A 23,861-nucleotide genomic window follows, 5' to 3' on the forward strand; every position below is an offset into this window, starting at 1 on the left:
AAAGTAATTATGCTACAATTTGCCAATGCTAAAATAAATATGGGTCTGCATATTACCGGCAAAAGACCAGATGGTTACCACGATCTGGAATCGATTTTCTGTCCGGTCAAGATATACGATGGCATCGAGATATTGCCCTCCGAAGTGCTGTCTATGCAGGTTTATAATTATGATTTTCCGGTCGGCGAAGATAACCTGTGTACCAAAGCATATCGTTTGCTTGCGGCAGATCATGACTTGCCACCCGTGCAGATTCATTTATTGAAAGGCATTCCCGTTGGTGCAGGATTGGGCGGTGGCTCCGCCGATGCAAGTCGGATTTTAATGATGCTAAATGAGCAATACAAATTGGATTTGACGCAGCAGCAATTAGAATCTTATGCGAGTCAATTGGGTGCTGACTGTCCGTTTTTTATTCGCAACGAGCCTGTTTATGCGACCGGAATCGGAACAACTTTCGAAGAAATAACACTAGATCTTTCTGCGTTTCATATCGTAGTTGTAAAGCCGGCGATTTATATCTCAACCGCCGAAGCGTACCAAAATGTATCCATTCGCACGGCACAGGTAGATCTGCGAGAAGCGATCCAACTGCCGGTGCAAGAGTGGAAATTTCATATTAAAAACGATTTTGAAGAAGGACTTTTTCGCCATCATCCGCAGATACAAGAGTTGAAATCTGCTTTTTATGACTCGGGCGCTTTGTATGCCTCTATGTCGGGATCTGGCTCGGCAGTTTATGGTCTATTTGATTCGGTGCCAGACCTTCGCAAATTACAATCTTTCGGAGCCGTATTTTCAGGTTAAAATTTTCAAACTTTTTACCTTCAGGAATGTTTATTTAATGAGTTAAATTCAAAAGCTATGAGTATTTTAAATAAAACATTGGAAACGTTGAAAGATAGATTGGATGCAGAATGTGTCGATAGCAACGTTGGAGGTACAGAGCGCATATTATCTGTTATCGCTGGCGGATTTATTTTAGGTGTGGGTGTCAAAAACTTATTCCGCAGTCCTTTTACTTCTTTCTCGGGTATTGCATTGGGCGGTTCATTGGTTTATCGCGGTGTAACAGGGAAGTGCCGTCTTACGAGCGCGCTAAATAAAGACGATGAAAAACCAGATACTACGGTGATTGAGCATCGTTATTTCGTCAAATAGTAATTAAGGTATAGTCTTCATTTATAGTCCTATCCACTTAAAAGTGTCGATAGGATTTTTTGATTAGGGAAGATATCGGATAGCAATGCCATTTAGAGATATGTTCAAGAAATCTCCAAATGGCATTGCTATCTTAATCCTTCTGGACTATTCCGGCTACCAAAGCTTTCCACTGTGGGTAAGAGCCTCCTAATTTCGCACTGAGTCCGATTAGTGCATTTCTAATGGTATCCGCTATGCTTTCATTTTCATCATTAATCAATTCATTTCTACCGGCATACTGAGCAGATACCTCTTTATCCTTCTGTTCCAAGACAATGGTGGAGGTAGCGATATTTTTGAAGAAATGCGCAATATCGTTGTCAGGCTGAGTCGGATCAGTCGTTGGTCTCAAAGTGATGGCAAGTTCTTGACTTTCTGATGTCGCCGAATTCGAAATTTGCTCGATGCGAACCCAATCGTAGCCATCGCTACTAGGTAAGCCTGGCCCCAAAATATCAATTTTCACTAAATCACCTTCCTGCGCACCTCGTTCTAGGTGAGTGCCATTGCTGTCTGCTAGTTGAAATACGGAAGAGGGCAAAATGGCCACTTCATTCCATTTGTTTATTGCTAAAAGACGCTCCTTGGCCACTATAAAAAACTGTTTTGCTTCTTCAATAGTGGAAAATGTAGCGGACGAAGAACAATCCACCCGTTTACCTTTTTTGTGCTCTGGTATCATATCTTTCCTTTCGTTAAATAGTAATCATACCAATAATCTGTACGATTAATAAGACAGACAGCGTTATTGGATGTTTACTAATACTGAAATTCGGGTATAATAACGGATTGTATTAAGTGATAAAATCCCTATCCTATGTTTTTACTGCATTACTTTGTAACACAATAGGTATAAAATACCTAGGGCTTTGCGCTAAAGCTTTCTATGTTACCCGGCAATCCTTGGATGCTGCTACCCACTCTTCACCTTGGCAGCGTTTGCAGGTTACACTATGCTGTAGATAAGCCGTTTCTCCACAAGTAGTGCATGCATAATGATCTTGAATAGTAATCTTTACCGATTTTTTATTGTACTCATTAGGTAGTATTGGAAGGCCATATTTGACTTGGTCATTTTCGAAATAGAAGATACTTAATTTGCCATTAGTTTCTAGAATGGCAGTCTTCACTTGGCCAACATGCGATATGTTAGATTCTCTCATTTCTGCAAAAAATTCATCTTTACCCAGCGTTTGTGCTTCTCTCACATTTAGGCTGAATTTGCCATCTTCAATCACGTAGATCGGCTTACCTTCTATGATGGATTCGACTTTGCTGTATTTGGCCGCAAAGTAGGTAATGCTACGGTATAGTATCAATGTGGAGATGAAAGCAATCAAAGAGGGGATAATGGCCATCTCTTGATCAATCATCGGATCTCCTGCTGCGGAACCGAGCGCAATAATAATGGCAACTTCGAATATGCTTAGCTGGCGAATACCTTTCTTTCCCGTCAACCGCAAGAATACTAAGATAATGGAAAACATTACGGTAGTTCGGAAGATGATCTCTATAGCATAGCTGAAATCGAGGTCATAAAGAAAAACATCGCTGAAAAAGGTGTCGTGATTTAGGAACGTAAGAAATTTGAACATGTGCTAAGGTGATGAATTTGTAGTATAACCTAGAGATCGCTATTATAGTTTGTTCATTATTTTTTGTAAATGAATACGTATGATTTTTTCGATAGGGTGTTAGCGTCTGGTTTATTGGAAATGTCTGTAAAAATTGGTAAATGGAATGCGTTGGAAGTTCTTTACACTAAATATGCCTCCAAGTTTGGAGGCATATCTGTGCAATACATGATTTTTTTTGCGAACCTATATCCGCAAAAATTAATTAATCGTGTCCTTCGGTCTTTACAATTTTGTTGTACACGCCAAGTAGTAGAAATGGTGCTGCCCATTGTCCTACAAATAAAGCATTTTTGTCTTTGCATAAGCATTTCAATGTTAATGATATGCCCATAGCCGCTACTGCAGCGATCAAGAATGTTGCGGATGGCACTTTAGAAGTTACCTGCTCAATTTTCTTCGTTACTTGTCCTTCGTTTCCTGTTTCAATAGCCATAATGTTATTTATAAAGTGGATGATCTGTTTATCTACACCAATACAACAGCTTAGGCCACAGATCGTTCGCGATCTTTACAAAACGGGTATATCTTCTACAGGTCAGTGAATAATACGGAATAGGTCCGTGTTAATTCATCAATAGTTGGTCAATTAGAGGATCAGTGCAATTCCAGCTATTTAAATTTTATCTGATAGATAAAGATCACGATGCCGACCACTGTAAAAATGGCAAAGGCTGCTAATGCCACCACGAAATAAAGACCCAAGCCCATTCCAGCCTGTGGATCGGAAGATTTGCTGGCTTCTTCTACCGTAGAAAGCATATGTGCCGCGATTCCGATGTTGATAAAACCTAGAATATAGTGTACGATAACGGGTTTATGAAATCTGTAAGACAGAAGAATTATGGGCACGAAAACAACCATCGTAATAGCACAAAGTAAATAAGGCATACACTTAGACATTTGCTGAAAGATAAGATATTATCTAACATCTACTGTACTTTAATACATTGTACCACCAACAGGATCTACTTTATAGCGGACAATTTGCCGATCTGTATACTTGATTGGTAGTAATATGGAAAATCGTAAAGGTTGCTGATTTGAAGCCTTTTCTTTGTGTCAATTATTAACGTTAAGCAATAAGTGTATGGCATGGCATTTTAGACGATGTGTTAAGATTATTCTTGGTGTTCACCTCAATTTTAGTAGAAGCGGTATTTCTACTTCAATTGGTGTAAAAGGTGCAAATATGACCATCGGGAATAGTGGAACTTACTTGAACGTGGGTGTGCCGGCACTCGGAATTCACAATAGGCAGCGGATAAGTGGCTGAAAATGGCGAGATGACATTGTGAACTGCTACCGGAGTTCACGAAGAATATCAATTTAGCAACATGGGGGCCTCGGAAGCTTTTGGCAATGCATTAAAAACTACCAATCAGCCGTGCGACAACTCACAACATTATAAATTTTACAAGTAAGGTTAACCGTAATATAATGGATACGATTAGCTGTATGTTTGCTGCAGATTAAAATTTTATCAAACCAAATTTCAATTCATTTAACTCATGATCTACCTGTATACATTTAATACAAACCTTGTGCAACGTTGTCTATTTTTAGCTATCTGTAGTTTTTTCTTGTCTTGCAGTAAGAAAGACGAATCTTTAAAGCAAACAGATTCTTTTAGCTACGAAGTAGACTGTAGTAATTGTGAAATCGTGTATACAGATCAATCCAATACCACTAAAAAACTTTTCCATCAGCAAGGTAAATGGAGCTATGCATTTGGCGCAAATATCAATTTTGAATTGAAACTTTCTGTTAATACAACTTCTAGTAGTCAGCAAGCAATACAAGCGTACGTACTAAAGAATGACGAGGTTGTATTTGGTGACAGGGGCTATAGCAGTGCGTCAATTACGTATAATACGAAAAAAGCGACCGGTACGGCTAAATATGGTACGCAGCAGAACAATGGCAATGCCGGAAATAATAATGAAAATACGGGTGGAAGTACTGCTCCAACATCCTCTGTATGTGGTGCTAAAAATAAAACCGGTGGCTACTGCAAGAGAAAAGTTTCGGGAGGTGGTTATTGTTGGCAACATCGCTAAATATAACGGGTCTTTTAGCTCCCTGTACTTGTAGTAATCCTAAAAATGATAAGATCAGTTTTCTTCAAAACTGATCTCATCACGCCAATCCATACTTCTGGCGGTGATAATTGTCCCATTAGGGCCTTTGTACACTACTCTGGTGCAAGGTATAGCTTGCACGATCAAAGAAGCGGATGCTAGCGTTAGTAAAATGCTTTTTAATAGTTTCATAAGATATCTGGTTGCCTTTGTATATGTTTGATTATCAATGGAATTGGGCTAATAATTCTTAAAAATACATATTATCATAGTACAAATAGGTGATTTTTTAACCAAGTGCAATAAATTTACAATTGGCAATACCTTGTTTTTGTGAGTGATAAGCAAAGAAAAAGGCATCATCTCATGAGAGTGATGCCTTTAAGCTATTCAAATGCTGCTTTCGTTAGTTTTGATCGGTCGATTCCCAATCCAATGAGCCAATGAGCGCATCGATGTATGTGTATAATTCGCCTAATTCTTGTGTACCGCGAGCACCATAATCATTTATCTTTTTTGTATTCCCATCTGCAAAAGTGACCGTTGTATTCACAGAGGGCAGGTCGCTTATTTGACGATTGCCATAATTATCTTGTAGGTCTTTAACATTCATTTTCTCCAGGTTATTTACTAAAACCATCCATTCTTTTTCAGGAAGATTGGCCTTGTGCCAGCCTTTTATCTTTTTAGGCAGATGATCTACAGCGTCCAAAGTGACCACGCAATTTTTATCAATTTGCATCGTGTAGGTTGGACAGGTACCAAAGCAAGGTGTTCTTGAAATCGTAATCATACTGATTTGATCTACGTTGTCGATCCTGCCAGCACGTTGTGAGCTACAAGCTCCGAATAGAAGGGCAGCGACAAAAAATAGGTATACGGAATATCTCATAGTTGATGTGTTTAATAAAGTAATTCCAAAAACGTTGCCAAAGCTGCTAGACTATTTTCAAATTTTGGTTTCACTAGCTATTGAACAGCCAATATGAATCGATGTATTAACAAAATGTTAAGTGATTATTATGCAATAATAAACTCAATATTATTATATCATTAATTAACATAATGGCTGATGTTACGGTAGTATTAAGTAATTAATTTCGACGCATCTTTTAACATTAAATTGATCTGACGTTTAAATGTATTTACTTCGAATTATCTCTTTTATAGTGCTTATGACTGTTTCAAGTGCGATGGCACAAGAAAAACCTTGGTATCAAGCAATCAATATGCGTGGCTATGTACAAGCCCGTTATAACCGTTTACTGGAAACCAATTCCAACTTAGGTTGTGAACAATGTGATGCGAGTTGGGGAGAAGGCGGTGGCTTTATGCTTCGACGAGTGCGATTAATCTTTTCGGGTCAACTCAATGAGAGAATTTATTTTTATTTGCAACCTGATTTTGCCAGCTCATCGCAAAGCGGATTGCATTTCGGACAGCTTAGAGATGCGTATTTCGATTTGGGCTTGGATCGCAAGAATGAATTTCGACTGCGTGTCGGACAGAGTAAGGTGCCGTTTGGTTTTGAAAACATGCAATCCAGTCAGAATAGATTGCCGCTAGATCGGGCAGATGGTACGAATAGCGCATTGCGCAACGAACGGGATTTGGGTGTATTCTTCTATTGGGCTCCCCAAGAGAAGCGAAAACTATTTGCCGATTTGGTAGCTAGGGGATTGAAAGGTTCCGGAGATTATGGCGTTTTTGCTTTTGGCGTTTACAACGGGCAAACGGCCAATAATCCGGAAGGCAATAAAGGTATGCATATAGTTTCCAGATTTAGTTATCCCTTCGAAGTCGGTGATCAGATTGTAGAAGCAGGATTGCAAGGCTATTCCGGTCGCTTCATTATATCAGAAGATCGCATTAGCGAAGGCGTAACCGTAGATCCTGATCGCGATTATTTGGATCAGCGTGTGGCGGCGTCTTTTGTATTGTATCCGCAACCTTTCGGTATTCAAGCAGAGTATAATGTTGGTCGCGGTCCAGAATATGATGGATTGCAACAAGCCATTGATACCAAATCCTTATCTGGTGGTTATGTGACATTGTCGTACATGACTCGTCTCAAAGACCAAATATTGATCCCCTTCACGCGTTTGCAACAATATAAAGGTGGGAAAAAGCATGAGCAAGATGCGCGTAGCTATGATGTGAAAGAATTGGAGTTGGGTGTGGAATGGCAGCCTTCCAAATATTTCGAGTTAGTAGCCATGTACACGATGTCGTCGCGTCGTTATGAAGATCAGCAACTTCCAAATAATTTGCAGACCGGCAATCTCCTTCGCCTACAGGCGCAATTGAATTTTTAGAGAAGGGAAATTTTCAATTCTGGCAAACGGTATCGGCGCTCCTTTGTTATAAATAGAGAAAAACGATTTATTATACTATCTATATAGGAGGACATACCATGTCAGAACAAAATAAAAAAGAAGATACGCGAGAGCAGTTGCCATTTGATAAAGATGAAATCCGCGATGAAGCGGAAACTACCGGAGAAACATTGAAGTATAACGAAGAACAAGATAGTTTTGAGTTGGACACCGAGTCGGGCGATACCGATTACGATCACCCATTGCCGTACGATACTGCGGCGCCGGAAGGGCAAGAAGACGGCGCGCTGTATGACGAGGCAAATCCTTACGCACAAAGCGAATATCAGGATAAACAAAGTGAATTAGACGGGCGGTTGGAAGAGTTAGATCAGATCGTCAGTGCAGATAGTATTCAAGTCGACGAAGTCGATGAGGAACTAAGTGCGCAGCCAGAAGATTTTTCGGACGATTTAGATGGCGAGGGATATCCGAAGAATGCTGCTGCTGATGGTGATGAAAATCCCATAACGCATTCTTAAGTGTATCATAAAAGTTGCAAATCAAGCAGAAGACCATTTTTGTTCTTCTGCTTGATCTTTTTTAAACAACATGGTTAATGTTGTTACACCCCAGTTACAACAATATACTTAAAAAATAAAACCAAGTGAAAAGCCCGCTACACACTCAAGTGGAGCGATATTTGCTATCAGGTGATCGCAAATACCTAGTCGCAAAAAAATGCTATTTTTAGAAGATTTTAGAATAGCAGTAAATAGTCTGTTATTGTAAAAATTTGTCTTAGAAGACCTACATGATTCTGATTGTTGACGATACTATTGAGAATATATATTCGCTAGAGCGATTACTTACAAGCAAGGGTTTTGAAGTAGATTCTGCCACTTCGGGCGAAGAAGCCTTGAAGAAGGTATTGAAGATGGATTATGCTTTAATTATTCTGGATGTGCAAATGCCAGGAATGGATGGCTTTGAAGTAGCGCAATCGCTAGCCGGGTTTAATAAAACCAAGGAAATTCCAATTATCTTCCTTTCCGCAGTAAATACCGATAAAAAATATATTGCGCAAGGTTACGCTTCTGGCGGTATCGATTACGTCACTAAACCCGTCGATCCAGATATTCTCATCCTCAAGGTCAAAACCTTCTATCGCTTATACGAGCAGACGTTGGCTCTGAATCGTACGGAGAAAGCACTTCGATTAGAAATCGAAGAAAGAAAGCGTACGCAATACATGCTGAAGGAACGTGTGGATCATCTACGATCTATTCTCGAATCCTTGCCGCAAATTGCTTTTATGGCCGATGCCACCGGTGAGGTGGAATTTGTGAACAACAAATGGTTCAATTATTCGGTTACGTCCAAATTATTCCCAGAAACACATCCTGAAGATCCTTACTTGCTAGATTCGTGGCAACCTCATCTGCTTACCGCGACTCCATTTGAATTGGAAACACGCATCCGTGAACTCGGATCTAACACCTACCGTTTTCATCTACTACGCATCATTCCGATCAAAGAGAACGACTCCGTCGTGAAATGGGTGGGTACGTTTACCGATATCGACGATCGAAAACATATTGAAAAAAAGAAAGACGAATTTTTGAGTATTGCGAGTCATGAGCTTAAAACACCGTTAACAAGCATCAAAGCTTATGTACAGTTAATAGAGCGTATATTAGCACCTCAAGATCAGAAAAATGCTCATAACTACATTCAGCGCGTACATACCCAGCTCAACAAGTTGAATGGCTTGATTGTAGATCTGCTGGATATATCGAAGATGGAAAATGGTCGTCTCAAAATTAATAAAATCCCTTTTCTCTTGGAGCCCATCATCAATAACGTTGTCGATACTATGTATCAAACTTTTGGGACAGGAGAGTTGACTGTGGAACGTGTTGGCGATCCTATTGATCAGGAATTGATCGGTGACGAAATCAGGGTAGAACAAGTATTGACCAATTACCTTACCAATGCGATCAAGTACTCACCCAATTCGGCTCGTGTAATTATCAAAACGGAGCAGTCAAAAGATGAAATCAAAGTCAGTGTCACCGATTTTGGAATCGGTATTCCCGAGCACAAACACAAAAATATCTTCGACAAATTTTATCGCGTAGAAGAGTCTTCAGAGCGCTTCCAAGGTTTAGGAATTGGGCTCTATATTTGTGCAGAAATCATCAGTCAGCATCAGGGCACGTACGGACTTCATAGTACGGTCGGAGAGGGCTCTACATTTTATTTTACCTTACCATCAAATTAATATTATGCCTAAAAAGATTATCCGAAATTTACAGGTAGGTTTTGGAGTCTCCTTTATCATTCTGGTCACCAGTTCCATCGCTTCCTATATCAGTATTTCCAATCTAATTGATAATAAAGCGAGCGTAGAGCACACATATCAGGTGATTAATGCTTCTAATACAGTTTGGACCAATCTTCAAGATGCGGAAACTGGACAGCGTGGTTATATCCTCACCAACGATGAGCGTTTTCTAGAACCGTACAATCAAAGTATGGTTACGCTGCCGATGTCAATCAAAAACTTGCAAGGCCTGATTGCGGATAATGATGCGCAGGTGCAACGATCAGATACCTTATACAAGTTGATCGATACGCGCTTGAGCATTCTAAAGCGTTTGGTGCGTACCAAACGAGCAAACGAAACGATTACTTTAGAGCAATTGGAAGAAGGTCGGCGATTTATGGATAGCTGTCGTGCGGTGATTGATCGTATTGTAGATACAGAAAATCAATTATTGGAGGTGCGTACAGCTAGCGTCTACGCCGCTTCGGACAATACAACCATGCTGATTATCGCTGCTGGATTGATCTCACTTTTGATAACTTTCTATTTCTATACCCGCATCCAAAAAGAACTGCAAGATCGAGAGCGACTTCAACAAGAGCTAGCTGATGTAGATCGCGAACTGCAAAGCCGACTCGCCAGTGTGCAACGTATGGCCGACCAGATTGCACATGGTAATTATAGTGTGAAGATAGACGAGCAGCACGATGACTTATTAGGTAGTCTTTCGCATTCGCTCAATGAAATGAGCGCTGCGCTTCGTACCTCATTTGATACACTCAACAACAATGAGTGGGAACAAACAGGAATGGCACAGTTTCACGAAGTGCTCACGGGAAATAAGGAAGACGTAGAGTTGGCCAATGATGCCTTGAATTACTTAATAAGCTACAGCGAATTGGTCAACGGCGCTTGTTATCTGTTTGAAGATGGTGATTTGGTTTTGAGAAGTACCTATGGCTTGGACAATGGTCTGCCAAAGACACTGAAACCGGGCGAAGGTATGGTTGGGCAGGTATTTGTGGATCGCCAACCTAAATTACTAGAAGATCTCGACCAGCATGACTATGTGGTTAATTTTGCTCATGGCATTATGAAATTGCACGCCGTGCTATGGGTGCCTATTCTGTCAGATTCCAAATGCCTGGGTGTGATCGAATTTGGCGCGTTGGATACGTTGAGTAAAACCAAATTAGACTTTTTTGCAGAAGCCTGTTTTACATTAGCAAATGCTTTGATCTCGGCAAAAAGCCGTAAACAAGTACAAACGCTATTAGAAGAAAGCCAAGCGCAAGCCGAAGAGCTGCAAGTGCAGCACAACGAAATGCAAAATCTGAATGTAGAGTTGGAAGCGCAAACTCAAAAGCTACAAGCTTCGGAAGAAGAGCTACGGGTACAACAAGAAGAGCTCTTGCAATCTAACCAGGAGATGGAGGAAAGATCCAAACTATTGGAAGAGAAGAATCTTTTGATCGCGGAGCGAAACGTCGAAATACAGCAAAAGGCCGAAGAATTGGCGCTAAGTACCAAGTACAAAACAGAGTTCTTGGCAAATATGTCGCACGAATTGCGTACGCCACTCAATTCTATTCTGCTCTTGTCTCGCTTGATGGGGGAAAATATGGATGGTAAACTGGACGATGATCATGCAGAATCCGCTCGTGTAATTCATAGTTCGGGAACGAGCCTGCTGACGTTGATCGATGAGATTCTCGACCTGTCGAAGATCGAAGCTGGGAAGATGGAACTCGAATATGAATCGGTGCGCATTGGTGACATAGTTGATGATTTAAGAAGTCTTTTCTTACCAATTGTGACCGAAAAATCCCTGCAGCTTAATATTGAATTAGATTCGGAGTTGCCAAAAAGCATTGACATAGATCGTCAGCGATTGGATCAGATTCTACGCAATCTGCTTTCTAATGCCATTAAATTCACGGCTGAAGGCAGTATAACGCTCACGATCAACCGAGATCCTGCGGCCCATCATCATGTATTGTTCGAAATAAAAGATACCGGAATTGGTATTGCTGCTGATAAGCAGCAACTGATCTTCGAAGCTTTTCAACAGGCGGATGGCTCGACGCAACGCAAGTTTGGCGGCACAGGATTGGGCTTATCCATCAGTCGGGAGATTGCCCGCTTATTAGGAGGTGAGATTCGTTTGGAAAGTGTTGAAAATCAAGGAAGCACTTTTACTTTGATTATTCCGATTGATAGAAATGAAGAAGAAGTAAAACCGGTAACCGAGGACTTGCTAAGCAGCATCTCGGACGATGTGAAGGAAATCGAATCGTTGATGAGTGATGCGGCCAACACCTTTGCATTGCCAGATATTCCTGCCGATGTAGAAGATGATCGCGATCATATTACAATAGGCGATAAAGTGATTCTGATTGTGGAAGATGACGTTCATTTTGCCAAAGCATTATTGAAGTATACTCGTCAGCAAAAATACAAGGGCGTAGTCGCAGTTCGCGGTGATGTAGCTCTTGACTATGCAAAAACTTACCAGCCGAAGGCTGTATTATTAGACATCCAGTTGCCGATCAAAGATGGTTGGCAAGTGATGAGCGAACTGAAAGGGCATGCCGCTACTAAGCATATTCCGGTGCACATCATGTCTTCACTGGAAGTAAAGAAGGAAAGCTTATTAAAAGGTGCGATCGACTTTATCCGTAAACCATTGTTGTCGGAGCAGATTGGTGGTATGTTCAAGAAGATTGAAGATGCCTTGGAACGCTATCCAAAAAAGGTGCTGATCGTAGAAGAGAATCCCAAACATGCGCAAGCATTAGCTTACTATCTAAGCAATTTCAACATCGCTTCTGAAATCAAAAATTCGGTCGAAGAAAGTGTGGATGCGCTCTCTTCATCGGATGTGAACTGTGTGATATTGGATATGGGTGTGCCAGATCAATCTGGATATCAAACCTTGGAAGCCATCAAAACCAAAGAGGGTCTGGAAAATCTGCCAATCATCATCTTCACGGGCAAAAACCTATCGCACGCGGAAGAGAATAAGATTAAGCAGTATGCAGATTCTATCGTATTGAAGACAGCGCACTCTTACCAACGCATTTTGGATGAGGTCGGCTTGTTTCTGCATTTGGTATCTGGCTCCGATCAGCAAGATCCAGGCTCAAAGATAACGGGCTTGGGTGCTTTGAATGATGTGCTACGAGATAAAAAAGTATTGATAGCTGATGATGATGTGCGTAATATTTTCTCACTTACCAAATCCTTGGAACAATACCAGATGAAGGTATATTCGGCCATGGATGGCAAAGAAGCGCTGCAACAGATGCAAGAAAATCCTGACATATCAGTGATACTGATGGATATGATGATGCCCGAAATGGATGGTTATGAAAGTATTCGCCGGGTGCGCGAAATACCGCAATTTTCGCGCTTGCCTATTATTGCGGTGACCGCAAAAGCAATGATAGGTGATCGCGAGAAATGTATACAAGCAGGCGCATCGGATTACATTTCAAAACCGGTCGATGCCGATCAACTGTTGTCGTTATTACGGGTATGGTTGTACGAGGGTTAATTAGGGCTCAATAAAAGTTATGAACAATAAGAACAAGATTTTAATCATCGACGATGATCCGCGTAATATCTATGCACTAGAATTGACATTGCGCGTAAAGGGCTATACTTCGGTTTCGAGTGCAAGTGCTGCCGAAGGAATTGCTATGCTGCATAGCAACGAAGATATTGCTGTCGTATTGATGGATATGATGATGCCGGATCTAGATGGTTATCAGGCGATTCGCATGATCCGCAGTACGCGCGGTTTTGAATCGTTACCAATTATTGCGGTCACGGCGCAAGCCATGGTCGGCGATCGTGAAAAATGTTTGGCAGCGGGTGCGAATGATTATATCTCTAAGCCAGTCGATTTGGATAAATTATTGCTGATCTTATCCAAGATCATATAATCCATGGAGCAAGCCATATTACGGGATCACGAACTCGATTTACTCTTCGAAGAGATCGCCGAGAAATACGGCTACGATTTTACGCTATATAGCAAAGCTTCGTTAAAAAGGCGCGTGAGCCGTATTTGTATGATGGATAAGTTGTATAGTTTTGCAGAATTGCGCTATCAACTGATGCATTATCCCGATTACCTGCAACGATTCGTAGAGGAAATCACGGTGAATGTGACGGAGATGTATCGCGATCCACATTTTTACAAAACGCTGCGCGAAGAGGTGCTACCACAATTAGCAACCTATCCGTTCATTCGGATTTGGATTGCAGGTTGTGCTACTGGAGAAGAGGTGTATTCGGTGGCCATTATGCTGAAAGAAGCTAACTTGTACGATCGCTCTTTGATCTATGCAACGGATCTTAACCCTACCGTGTTGGAGAAAGCCAGAAATGGCGTTTTTTCCATCCGCCAAATGAAACAATATTCAGAAAATTATATTATATCAGGAGGTAAAAAAGAGCTTTCGTCCTACTATATGGCGAATTATGATGTTGCTAAGTTTCATGATAAACTCAAGGAAAGGGTCGTATTCTCCACACATAATCTGGTGTCGGATGCATCTTTCAATGAGTTTCAACTCATTATGTGCCGCAATGTTTTGATTTATTTTGAAAAAGAACTGCAACAAAAAGTTTTCAACTTGTTCGACAATAGTTTGGAGAAATTGGGTTATTTAGCCCTAGGATCCAAAGAAAGTATTCGTTTTTCAAACTTGGAAAACACGTATAAAAAGATTGGAACCGACAAAATATGGCGGAAAATGCATTAGTAAATGAAGGATAGAATAGATAACAGGAATACGGGTGTTTTATTGATTGGCGGCTCTGCCGGCAGTCTCAAAGTGCTTTTCGAACTGTTGCCAGATTTGGATGAAGATCTCGGGTTCCCCATTATCGTCGTAGTACATCGCAAAGCCGCTCCAGATTCGCAATTAGAATCGGTTTTTAAAAAGCATACGAAATTGAGAGTTTTTGAAATTGATGATAAAATGTCTTTAGAATCCAATACCATTTATTTAGCGCCGGCTGACTATCATGTGCTATTGGAATCGTCGATAGAATTAGCGCTCGATTACTCCGAAAAATTGCATTATTCGCGTCCGTCTATTGATGTCACTTTTCAGTCTGGGGCAGAGATATTTGGAAAAAAGACGGTTGCCATGTTGCTTTCTGGCGCGAATCATGATGGTGTTCAAGGATTAAAATACGTACAATCCGTTGGCGGCTTGGTGCTGATACAAGATCCAGAAACCGCCGAAGTAGATTTAATGCCACGTGAAGCCATGGCGCAAGTGGATGCAGATTATATTATCAAGCCAGCGGATATGGCAAAATTCATCAATACGCTTGCAAATAAGACAAATAATTAGTAAAATACCTTTATGCACAACAAGACTATATTAATTTTTGACGACGATAAACATATTTTAGATGTCTGTAATATTATACTGACGGATGCTGGATACAACGTTGCCGTGTCCGAAACATCGCACGATATTATAGAACGAGTCGAAGAAACTAAACCAGACGCGATCTTGATGGATAACTGGATTCCGGATATTGGCGGCATGAAAGCAACCCAGTTACTGAAGCAACATCCAGAGTATAAAGATATTCCGGTTATTTATTGCTCTGCCAATAATGAAGTGCATATTCTGGCCGAGAAAGCAGGGGCAGAGGCGTATTTATCTAAGCCATTCAACATTTTTGATCTCGAAGAGATGGTCAAACAAGTATTGGATAAACGCAAATAATCTGTCGAATTTGCATGTGAGATATACCGATGTGTAGCGCATGTCTTGCTAATGATGCTATAGCTTTTTAGATCAATTTTTAGTATTATTGTAGAACATGATGCGTATTATATTAGCTGATGACCACAAAGTCGTCAGAAATGGGATTCGGTTGCTTTTGGAGACTCAACCGGATATTAACATCGTCGCGGAGGCAGAGAGTGGTGAAGAAGTACTTGCGCTGCTTAGTAACAATTCCGAGGTAGATATTCTACTTACGGATATGAATATGAACGGTATTGGCGGTCCGGAATTGATGCGTGCTATGAGCAATAGCTTTCCTCATATCAAAGTTGTCTTTCTCAGCATGATCGATAGTGATAGCGAAGTAAAAGAAGTGATGTCTCTTGGAGCGCAAGCTTATATGCTAAAGAATGCAGATTACGATGAGTTGTTGTTTGCGCTATCGCATGTAGGTAAAGGTGGTCAGTATTTGTCGTCCGAAATTAGCATTCGTATGTTGCAATCCTCTGGCAGTAGGCAAGCAAAGCCGCAACCCGAGGCGATATTGCGTGATTTGGATTTATCTTCGCGAGAATACGATGTGCTTCAGTTATTAGTGAATGGGTTCACGACCAAAGATATTTCCGAAAAGCTCTTTATTAGCAAGCGAACGGTAGAAGGTCATCGCCAAAAGCTATTGGATAAAACAACTTCCAAAAATTACGTCGAACTCATTCGATTTGCGATCAATCATCAATTGATCGATTAGTATATTCCCTTATTTTACAGACTTCTCAAATTCTGATGGTTTAGTTGCTTAAGGAGCAATCATGGGTTTGTAGAAATGTACGCACCTTATTCACTGTATGGGTTACCTGATTTTCTGTTAAGTCTAAATAATCCGCAATCTCACAATTTTTATAGCCCTCTATATGCATCATGAAAGGTGTATATAAATCTGCATCAATTGCATTTAAGCCAGCTTCAAAAGAAAGCAAATTATCGTCGTTGTTGGATTTATTATTCGGTTTAGGCGCTGAAATATTGGAAGACTTTCCCTCGTCATCGGAGATGGTTTGTCCTAAAGAAATGATGGGTATACCATCTGTTTGAAAAGGCAATGCTTTTGCTAAATGGCGTGATAAAAAACTAACGCTATGGTCAAAAGCTTTTTTGATCGTAAGTTGTAAAGTATTCATTTTAATTACTGGGGTGGACAATTGCATCTTCATGTGAACCTTTATTAAAATGTGAAATGATTATACATCAATCGTATTTCCCTTTTGGTTACAAATACCATGCTATCCCTACCTTACAGGGTTCGCAGCGAAACTCATTAACCATAGGTGCAAATTACGCATTATCTGCTGTTATTTTATGTTATATTTTGTTTAAATTTATGATAATCAGATGTTTATATAGTTTTATCAGCAACAACAGGAGAGGGATTAGCGCTTATTTGCCCGGTGTAAAACACGTGGTTTGACCCGAGTAATACGTATAAATCACGCAAACAACCGCAGTCCTTTAGTTTTTCAGAGTTCGTTAGGTTGCTCGTTTTGGTAGTTGCAAGATTATGTTTATCTTTAAGTGGCTTCACCCTTTTCTCACAAGTCAAGTGCAGCCAGATTATAAACGCGTACACATTAACAACTTTATTATGATGGCAAATTCCGCCGGAGCTCAGTTGCGACAGATGCTCACGCAAGAACATCCATTACAAATTGTAGGAACAATTAATGCGAATCATGCACTTTTGGCCAAGCAAGCTAGTTTTCGTGCTATCTATCTTTCTGGTGGTGGGGTGGCAGCTGGTTCGTTAGGAATTCCTGATCTCGGCATTACGACGTTGCAAGATGTACTCACCGATATAGAACGGATTACTTCCGTATGCGATCTTCCCTTGCTCGTAGATATTGATACTGGATTTGGCGCTAGCGCTTTCAATATTGCGCGCACGATTCGTAGCGTGCTGAAAGCTGGAGCGGCAGGCGTTCATATGGAAGATCAGGTGGCCGCCAAACGCTGCGGACATCGCCCAAGAAAAGAAGTGGTATCTACGCAGGAAATGGTCGAACGAATACAAGCTGCTGTGGATGCTAAAGAAGCTGATCCGCAATTTGTGATCGGTGCGCGTACCGACGCGCTTGCTGTGGAAGGTGTAGACGCTGCCATTGAGCGAGCAGTTGCTTATCAAGAAGCTGGTGCTGATTTCATCTTCGCAGAAGCGGTGACCCATTTGCACGATTATCAGCGATTTGCCGATGCGTTATCCATACCTATATTAGCGAATATCACCGAGTTTGGACAAACACCTTTGTTCACCACGCAACAATTAGCCGAAGTAGGCGTCGATATGGTTTTGTATCCGCTTTCTGCCTTTCGTGCAGCCAACAAAGCGGCGCTAAATGTATTCGAAACCATTCGTCGTGACGGTTCCCAGGCCAACGTTGTTCCGAGCATGCAAACACGAGAAGAGCTCTATCAAAGCATTAATTATTACGCATACGAAGACTACTTAAATCAAAAGCAGGATGAAGGAAAGTAATGGACAAGCATTTAAACCCAAGAAAAGTGTTGCACTATCGGGTGTAGCGGCAGGCAATACGAGTCTGTCTACCGTAGGTAAGAATGGCAATGACTTGCATTATCGGGGCTACGATATATTAGAGCTCGCCGATCAAGCCAGTTTTGAGGAAGTCGCTTACCTGTTAATTTATGGCGAATTACCGACCGCAAAGGAACTGGCCGCTTATCAAAGCGAGTTGCAATCCAAACGGGATTTGCCGCAGGAATTGAAGGAAGTATTGCAACGCTTGCCAAAAACAAGCCATCCGATGGACGTCATGCGGACGGCGGTTTCTGTTTTAGGAAGTTTGGAGCCAGAGCCTGCCAAACCGACCTTGGAGCAAACGCAGCACATCATTGATCGTTTGATCGCATGCTTAGGTTCCGCCTTATTGTATTGGTATCATTTTGCGTATCATGGCACAGAGGTAAACGTCGTGACGGATGATAAAACGGTAGGTGCACATTTTCTACATGTACTACATGGAGAAACTCCCAGCGATAGCTGGATTCGAGCAATGCAAATATCATTGAATCTGTATGCGGAGCATGAGTTTAATGCATCTACATTCACCGCGCGTGTGATCGCAGGAACAGGTTCTGATGTATATTCCGCCATTGCGGGAGCAATTGGAGCACTGCGTGGACCAAAACATGGCGGAGCTAATGAAGTCGCTTTTGAGATTCAAAGCAGCTACACATCAGTGGATGAAGCCGAAGCAGATATTCGCCAACGGCTAGCCAATAAGGAAGTGATTATCGGATTTGGACATCCGGTGTATGTGACCTCCGATCCGCGTAATGAAGTCATTAAGCAAGTAGCAAAATCGTTGAGTGAGGAAGTACAGGAAATGACATTGTATGAAATCGCTGACCGGTTGGAAGCAGTGATGTGGACGGAAAAGAAGATGTTTCCCAACTTGGATTGGTTTTCCGCCGTATCTTATCACCGAATGGGCGTTCCGACGGATATGTTCACGCCGCTATTTGTGTTGGCACGATTAACAGGCTGGGGAGCGCACATCATCGAGCAACGTCTAGATGGTAAAATCATAAGACCTAGTGCAAACTATACCGGGCCAGAAAATCGTGCTTACGTGTCTTTAGACAAACGCGGATAATCTCAGCTTTAAACAACAAAAACAACAACACAAAAATTTAACTATTCTCTATGTCTCCTATTTCCAATGACAGACCTCAGCCAGATCAGGTACTGGTAGATATTGCTAACTATGTTTTAACGTATGAAATCAAAAGTGATCTCGCATTACAGACCGCTCATTATTGTTTTTTAGATACGATTGGGTGCGGACTGGAAGCCTTAAGTTATCCAGCCTGTACGAAATTGCTCGGTCCGATTATTCCGGGTACGATCGTGCCCCACGGCGCAAAAGTGCCTGGCACGTCATTTCAACTTGATCCAGTGCAAGCTGCATTTAATATTGGCGCTTTAGTCCGTTGGTTGGATTTTAACGATACGTGGCTGGCCGCAGAATGGGGACATCCATCGGATAATCTTGGCGCCATATTGGCCGTTGCCGATTGGATTAGTCGCACCGCTGTTGCCACTGGCAAACCACCGCTAAAAATGAATGCGGTCTTAGAAGCTATGGTGATGGCGCACGAAATACAAGGAGTGTTGGCATTGGAAAACTCGTTCAACAAAGTTGGACTGGATCATGTACTTTTAGTAAAAGTAGCTTCTACCGCGGTAGCTGGACGATTGTTGGGGTTGACGCAGGAGGAAATTATAAACGCTTTGTCTTTAGCCTTTGTAGACGGGCAGTCTTTGCGGACTTATCGACATGCACCCAATACCGGAAGTCGGAAATCTTGGGCTGCTGGCGATGCCACTTCACGTGCAGTGCGATTGGCTTTGATCGCGCAAACTGGAGAAATGGGTTATCCTTCGGTGTTAACCGCGTCAACCTGGGGATTTTATGATGTTTCTTTTAAAGGAAAGCCGTTTCAGTTCCAATGCGCGTACGAATCTTATGTGATGGAGAATGTATTGTTTAAAATCTCTTTCCCAGCAGAGTTTCATGCCCAAACGGCGGTAGAAGCCGCGATTACGCTTCATCAACAGTTGAAAGAAGCGGGCAAAACCATTGATGACATCAAAAGTATTACGGTACGTACCCATGAGGCAGCTATTCGCATCATTGATAAGAAAGGTCCGCTGCATAATCCAGCTGATCGCGATCATGCCATGCAATACATGATTGCTGTTCCTTTGATTTTTGGACGTTTGACGGCATCGGATTATGAAGACGCCATTGCGTCGGATGCGCGCATTGATCGCTTGCGCGATAAAATGACCTGTGTAGAAGATCCACAATTCACCGCAGATTATCACGATCCAGAGAAGAGAGCGATTGCCAATGCCTTAACAGTTACGTTCCAAGATGGCAGCACGCTGCCAGAAGTCGTGGTCGAATATCCAATTGGCCATCGCCGTCGTCGCGATGAAGGGATTCCAAAACTTCTTGCCAAATATAAGATCAACCTCAACAGGATATATGCTGGAAAACAGCAAACGCAACTACTGGAGCGCACGCTAGATTATGAAACGTTCCACAATTTAGCCGTCAACGAATTGACGGATTTGCTAGCCGTGCCTTATCCGGTAAGATAAAGTGATCTGGAAATTTCCATTTTACGATGGATTCCAGTTGCTCTGGAATCCATCGTAAAATTTATAATCTTGCGCAGCTAGATCTCGCAAAGCACTCGGGATTTGCCATTGTGCACCGTGCGCTGCAAATTCATCGCATTCCGCCACGAACTTCGTTAACCCGACTTGGTCTATGTGTGCGAATACACCACCTGTATGCGGCGCATAACCAATCCCTAGCACTGACCCAAGATCTCCATCTATTGGTTTTGCAATAATCCCGTCCCACAAACAGCGAAATGCATCTAGTGCAACCACATGCAACAGTCTTTTACTCAGAATTCGTAGATCAAGATCAGTTGTATGGCTTGTCGAAGTTTCATCGACTAGATTACCGCGTTTTCCGCTTTCGCCGTAAGGATAAAAACCTGCATTTCCTTTTCGCCCGATTTTACCTGTAGCAATCATTTCTTTAAGATAAGCGTAAGCCGCTTGTTGTGCTTCATGCAAAGTAGGCAGTTGATCGTACACATGCAGCATGAGTGGCAATGAAATTTCATCCAACACCAACAAAGGGCCAACTGGAAATCCCGCTTTCCGCGCCGCATTTTCCACCGTAAATGGTGCTATTCCTTCTAGAACCATAGTAATTCCTTCTAAAAGGTAATTGAAGAAAATACGAGAGGTATAGAAGCCTGGCCCATCGTGTACCACGATCGGTATTTTGTTCAGTAAATGAATGGTTTTCAGTGCGGCATTTTTTGTCGTTTCATCCGTTTCTTTGCCTGAGATTACTTCCACCAGTGGCATTCGATCTACGGGCGAGAAGAAGTGCAAACCAATAAAGGCCGCTGGATCTTGGCTAGCTTTCGCCAGTTGACCAATCGGTAAGGAGGTGGTATTTGAGGCAAACACGGTTTGTGCTGCTAGATTTGGCGAAATGTCTGCAATGAGCTTTGCTTTCAGATTCATATCTTCAAACACAGCCTCAATCAGGATATCAGCTGAGCTTAAATCATCAAAATTTTCAGAAGTATGGATGCGCTGTATCAAATCTGACTGCTTGTTCGGCTGCATTTTTCCTTGCGCCAAGAGCATGTTAGTTACCTTTTGTGCATAATTTTTTCCTTGATCTGCTTTTCCTAAATCAGTATCTAGCAACGTCACCTGCAAGCCGGCACGTGCCGCTTCGTACGCAATGCCAGAGCCCATCATGCCCGCTCCGATAACCACAATATGCTGAATTTCTTGTGCGGTTTTCTGCGCAATCAATCTGGTTTTTTCTTTCGCTACGCGAATGCCATAATAGTTCGTTCGGATCATTGCTGTCACCTTATCCGAGCTAATTACGTGATTATATAAATCCTGTTCTTGCTGAAGCAGTGTATCTACGGTAATACCTGTTTTGTATGCCGCGATAAGTGTCTGCGCTGCGCTCGCTCCCGGAAAGAGTGGGTTGATACGTGGAGGTGGAAGTTGCGATCGCTGTTCCCTAATAGCGGATTTCGCTTGTCGCTGCTTTGTTTCTGACTGCGGTAAATAAGCTTGTATACTAGCCAAGGCAATAGCTATATTCTCTACTTGCTCATCAACAATTCCCAATCCGAATGCTTCTGATACAGTATAAAGTGTAGGTTGCGTTGCCATGCGCAATGTGAAATCCTCGTCCCACAACTGCAGCATTCGGCTTACGATACCTAAGCCAGGAAGCACCCCAAAAGCAGTTTCTGGGAATCCTAGCTTTCCGGCAGAACCAATAGCAATACGATAATCTGCCCAAAGCATCCACGCAAAATGGTTGCGCAGACAATCGCGTTGTATTAATCCAATTAACGGCTTATTGTACGTGCGAATTTTTTGAATATGCTGGCCAAATTTTACAAGGTCATTCCTGTTCTCGAATGCTTGCTGCGCCGATTCTATCAAAGCCATATAATCAGGATCTTTATTGGATTCATGCGCTGTAAGATGGTAACACAAAGCCCGCACATCTTCTCGACTTAGCCAAACATCGGCCAAGCTTGTAAAAGCGACGAGATGAGCTAATGAAAGCGTTTCACTGGGTTGCAGTTTTAAAGAAATCTCTACAATACCTTCCTCGTGTTGTACAATTTTAAACGCATCGTGATAAGTCGGAATGGTCATATTACGCAGTTTGAGGAGTGTTGTTTTTTACAGAAGTATTGTATTCTACTTGGTCAATCGTCATCTTCGCAATGATCTCCAACATAATTTCCGACGTACCACCAATAATAGTTCCTACACGGACATCACGATACAGACGAGCAATTTTATAATCTTCCGTAAAACCATATCCGCCAAACAATTGCAAGCATTGGCTGACGACACGGTTTGCCAACTCGCTGGCCTGTAATTTAGCCACCGAACATTCTTTCACAGCATAAACCTGCTCCTGTTGCAGTTCACAGCAATATTTTAAGAAAGCTTTTTGCACCAAAATATCGGCTTCCATTTGCGCGATATTGTGCCGTAATACTTGAAAATCTTTCAGTTTACGATTGAATGCGCTTCTGTTTTGTATATAGTCCAACGCATATTTCAAAGCCGATTCTGCGGTGGACAAACTATGGATAGCCGCTGTAAGTCGCTCTAATTGCAGACCGCCCATGAGATACGTGAAGCCATGGTTTTCTTTGCCCACCAAGTTTTTTGCGGGCACGCGAACCTGATCGAAATGCAATTCGGCCGTATCGGAAGCATGCCAACCCATTTTTTCAATCTTCTTTGCAGACACGCCGGCTGCATGTCGGTCAATCACGATCAAGCTTATTCCTTTCGTAACTGCTTTTGGATTAGTTTTTACTGCCGTAATGAAAAAATCACCATAATACCCATTAGTGATAAAAGTCTTTGACCCATTGATGATATAATCGTCGCCATCGCGCACTGCTGTAGTCTGTATATTCTTGACATCCGACCCAGCACCAGGTTCTGTGATCGCAATAGCACTGACCAAATCGCCGCTAATAATGCCTTTCAGATAACGTTTTTGTAAATCTGCAGAACCGTATTTCCACAAATAAGGAGCAGACATGTACTGAATTACCAAAGCCGATATGGTAAAACCGCCCGAAAAGCACTTGGAAAGCTCTTCGCACAAAATCATGGAATAATAAAAGTCAAGCTGTAATCCTCCCAGTTCTTCCGGAAAATTTAGTCCCAGAAAACCCATTTCGCCCATCTTTTTCCAGATGGTGCGGTCGATTTGTCCTTTTTTTTCCCATTCTTCAATATGGGGAGTAATTTCTTTTCTGATAAAGGCACGTAAGCTATCGCGAAAAGCGTGGTGCTCCGGAGTAAGGGCATTATTAATCATCATTTCTCGGTTTAAATACAGTTATGGTAAGTTAATTAATTT

The 23,861-nt window shown here is 41.9% G+C and carries 25 protein-coding genes; 16 read left to right on the top strand and 9 right to left on the bottom strand.

Annotated elements, in window-relative coordinates; genetic code table 11:
* Nucleotides 1-9 precede the first annotated feature (9 nt).
* Together ispE and AC3IRT_RS07145 are read left to right on the top strand one after the other, a co-directional pair.
* Entirely contained in the window at nucleotides 10-807 is a 798-nt protein-coding gene (gene ispE / locus AC3IRT_RS07140) for a 4-(cytidine 5'-diphospho)-2-C-methyl-D-erythritol kinase (RefSeq protein WP_489395705.1), read from the top strand.
* 57 nt (nucleotides 808-864) lie between these two features.
* On the top strand, nucleotides 865-1,161 hold the full coding sequence (locus tag AC3IRT_RS07145) for a YgaP family membrane protein (RefSeq protein WP_489395706.1): 297 nt from the start codon (nucleotides 865-867) through the stop codon (nucleotides 1,159-1,161).
* A 133-nt stretch (nucleotides 1,162-1,294) separates the two neighbouring features.
* Here AC3IRT_RS07145 and AC3IRT_RS07150 read toward each other — a convergent pair whose 3' ends face one another.
* The 4 genes from AC3IRT_RS07150 to AC3IRT_RS07165 all read right to left on the bottom strand — a co-directional run bounded on the left by AC3IRT_RS07150 (nucleotide 1,295) and on the right by AC3IRT_RS07165 (nucleotide 3,728).
* Complete coding sequence (locus AC3IRT_RS07150) at nucleotides 1,295-1,885, bottom strand: hypothetical protein (protein WP_489395707.1); 591 nt, start codon at nucleotides 1,883-1,885, stop codon at nucleotides 1,295-1,297.
* Nucleotides 1,886-2,087: 202 nt separating this feature from the next.
* Nucleotides 2,088-2,798, bottom strand: coding sequence for a DUF421 domain-containing protein (locus AC3IRT_RS07155; RefSeq protein ID WP_489395708.1), 711 nt, complete (start codon nucleotides 2,796-2,798; stop codon nucleotides 2,088-2,090).
* 244 nt (nucleotides 2,799-3,042) lie between these two features.
* A complete protein-coding gene (locus tag AC3IRT_RS07160) occupies nucleotides 3,043-3,273 on the bottom strand; it encodes a hypothetical protein (RefSeq protein WP_489395709.1) in 231 nt (76 codons plus the stop codon).
* Between the two features lie 176 nt (nucleotides 3,274-3,449).
* Nucleotides 3,450-3,728, bottom strand: a complete 279-nt coding sequence (locus AC3IRT_RS07165) for a hypothetical protein (protein WP_489395710.1) — start codon at nucleotides 3,726-3,728, stop codon at nucleotides 3,450-3,452.
* 199 nt (nucleotides 3,729-3,927) lie between these two features.
* On the opposite strand from AC3IRT_RS07165, the gene AC3IRT_RS07170 reads away from it, so the two are divergent.
* Both AC3IRT_RS07170 and AC3IRT_RS07175 read left to right on the top strand, forming a co-directional pair.
* Nucleotides 3,928-4,113 carry a DUF4236 domain-containing protein gene (locus AC3IRT_RS07170; RefSeq protein ID WP_489395711.1) on the top strand — a complete coding sequence of 62 codons (186 nt, stop codon included), beginning with the start codon at nucleotides 3,928-3,930 and terminating at the stop codon, nucleotides 4,111-4,113.
* 388 nt (nucleotides 4,114-4,501) lie between these two features.
* Nucleotides 4,502-4,897, top strand: a complete 396-nt coding sequence (locus tag AC3IRT_RS07175) for a hypothetical protein (RefSeq protein ID WP_489395712.1) — start codon at nucleotides 4,502-4,504, stop codon at nucleotides 4,895-4,897.
* A 54-nt stretch (nucleotides 4,898-4,951) separates the two neighbouring features.
* Here AC3IRT_RS07175 and AC3IRT_RS07180 read toward each other — a convergent pair whose 3' ends face one another.
* Together AC3IRT_RS07180 and AC3IRT_RS07185 are read right to left on the bottom strand one after the other, a co-directional pair.
* On the bottom strand, nucleotides 4,952-5,110 hold the full coding sequence (locus AC3IRT_RS07180; protein ID WP_489395713.1) for a hypothetical protein: 159 nt from the start codon (nucleotides 5,108-5,110) through the stop codon (nucleotides 4,952-4,954).
* 214 nt (nucleotides 5,111-5,324) lie between these two features.
* Complete coding sequence (locus tag AC3IRT_RS07185) at nucleotides 5,325-5,810, bottom strand: DUF6438 domain-containing protein (protein ID WP_489395714.1); 486 nt, start codon at nucleotides 5,808-5,810, stop codon at nucleotides 5,325-5,327.
* A 283-nt stretch (nucleotides 5,811-6,093) separates the two neighbouring features.
* Between AC3IRT_RS07185 and AC3IRT_RS07190 the strand changes: the two genes are divergently transcribed.
* From AC3IRT_RS07190 to AC3IRT_RS07230, 9 genes are all read left to right on the top strand, one after another.
* Complete coding sequence (locus AC3IRT_RS07190; RefSeq protein ID WP_489395715.1) at nucleotides 6,094-7,233, top strand: porin; 1,140 nt, start codon at nucleotides 6,094-6,096, stop codon at nucleotides 7,231-7,233.
* A gap of 98 nt (nucleotides 7,234-7,331) precedes the next feature.
* Nucleotides 7,332-7,775, top strand: coding sequence for a hypothetical protein (locus AC3IRT_RS07195; protein WP_489395716.1), 444 nt, complete (start codon nucleotides 7,332-7,334; stop codon nucleotides 7,773-7,775).
* Between the two features lie 272 nt (nucleotides 7,776-8,047).
* Nucleotides 8,048-9,517, top strand: a complete 1,470-nt coding sequence (locus AC3IRT_RS07200) for an ATP-binding response regulator (RefSeq protein WP_489395717.1) — start codon at nucleotides 8,048-8,050, stop codon at nucleotides 9,515-9,517.
* A gap of 4 nt (nucleotides 9,518-9,521) precedes the next feature.
* Nucleotides 9,522-13,118, top strand: a complete 3,597-nt coding sequence (locus AC3IRT_RS07205; RefSeq protein WP_489395718.1) for a response regulator — start codon at nucleotides 9,522-9,524, stop codon at nucleotides 13,116-13,118.
* Nucleotides 13,119-13,137: 19 nt separating this feature from the next.
* Nucleotides 13,138-13,509, top strand: a complete 372-nt coding sequence (locus AC3IRT_RS07210) for a response regulator (protein WP_489395719.1) — start codon at nucleotides 13,138-13,140, stop codon at nucleotides 13,507-13,509.
* Nucleotides 13,510-13,512: 3 nt separating this feature from the next.
* Nucleotides 13,513-14,334, top strand: coding sequence for a CheR family methyltransferase (locus tag AC3IRT_RS07215; RefSeq protein WP_489395720.1), 822 nt, complete (start codon nucleotides 13,513-13,515; stop codon nucleotides 14,332-14,334).
* A 3-nt stretch (nucleotides 14,335-14,337) separates the two neighbouring features.
* A complete protein-coding gene (locus AC3IRT_RS07220; protein ID WP_489395721.1) occupies nucleotides 14,338-14,934 on the top strand; it encodes a chemotaxis protein CheB in 597 nt (198 codons plus the stop codon).
* 12 nt (nucleotides 14,935-14,946) lie between these two features.
* A complete protein-coding gene (locus AC3IRT_RS07225; RefSeq protein ID WP_489395722.1) occupies nucleotides 14,947-15,318 on the top strand; it encodes a response regulator in 372 nt (123 codons plus the stop codon).
* Nucleotides 15,319-15,415: 97 nt separating this feature from the next.
* Nucleotides 15,416-16,069: a response regulator gene (locus AC3IRT_RS07230; protein ID WP_489395723.1), complete on the top strand. Its 654-nt coding sequence runs from the start codon at nucleotides 15,416-15,418 to the stop codon at nucleotides 16,067-16,069.
* 40 nt (nucleotides 16,070-16,109) lie between these two features.
* Here AC3IRT_RS07230 and AC3IRT_RS07235 read toward each other — a convergent pair whose 3' ends face one another.
* Nucleotides 16,110-16,532, bottom strand: coding sequence for a hypothetical protein (locus tag AC3IRT_RS07235; RefSeq protein ID WP_489395724.1), 423 nt, complete (start codon nucleotides 16,530-16,532; stop codon nucleotides 16,110-16,112).
* 428 nt (nucleotides 16,533-16,960) lie between these two features.
* Here AC3IRT_RS07235 and prpB point away from each other — a divergent pair, with 428 nt between their 5' ends.
* The 3 genes from prpB to AC3IRT_RS07250 are packed head-to-tail and all read left to right on the top strand — an operon-like array spanning nucleotide 16,961 to nucleotide 20,503.
* Complete coding sequence (gene prpB / locus AC3IRT_RS07240; protein ID WP_489395725.1) at nucleotides 16,961-17,848, top strand: methylisocitrate lyase; 888 nt, start codon at nucleotides 16,961-16,963, stop codon at nucleotides 17,846-17,848.
* Entirely contained in the window at nucleotides 17,835-18,989 is a 1,155-nt protein-coding gene (gene prpC / locus AC3IRT_RS07245) for a bifunctional 2-methylcitrate synthase/citrate synthase (RefSeq protein WP_489395726.1), read from the top strand. The genes prpB and prpC overlap by 14 nt, the downstream gene beginning before the upstream one ends.
* 50 nt (nucleotides 18,990-19,039) lie before the next feature.
* A complete protein-coding gene (locus AC3IRT_RS07250) occupies nucleotides 19,040-20,503 on the top strand; it encodes a bifunctional 2-methylcitrate dehydratase/aconitate hydratase (RefSeq protein WP_489395727.1) in 1,464 nt (487 codons plus the stop codon).
* Nucleotides 20,504-20,524: 21 nt separating this feature from the next.
* Here AC3IRT_RS07250 and AC3IRT_RS07255 read toward each other — a convergent pair whose 3' ends face one another.
* Together AC3IRT_RS07255 and AC3IRT_RS07260 are read right to left on the bottom strand one after the other, a co-directional pair.
* Nucleotides 20,525-22,627: an FAD-dependent oxidoreductase gene (locus AC3IRT_RS07255; RefSeq protein WP_489395728.1), complete on the bottom strand. Its 2,103-nt coding sequence runs from the start codon at nucleotides 22,625-22,627 to the stop codon at nucleotides 20,525-20,527.
* 1 nt (nucleotide 22,628) lies between these two features.
* Nucleotides 22,629-23,822, bottom strand: coding sequence for an acyl-CoA dehydrogenase family protein (locus tag AC3IRT_RS07260; RefSeq protein ID WP_489395729.1), 1,194 nt, complete (start codon nucleotides 23,820-23,822; stop codon nucleotides 22,629-22,631).
* Nucleotides 23,823-23,861: the final 39 nt, after the last annotated feature.

The organism is Sphingobacterium sp. KH_072 (assembly GCF_057837975.1).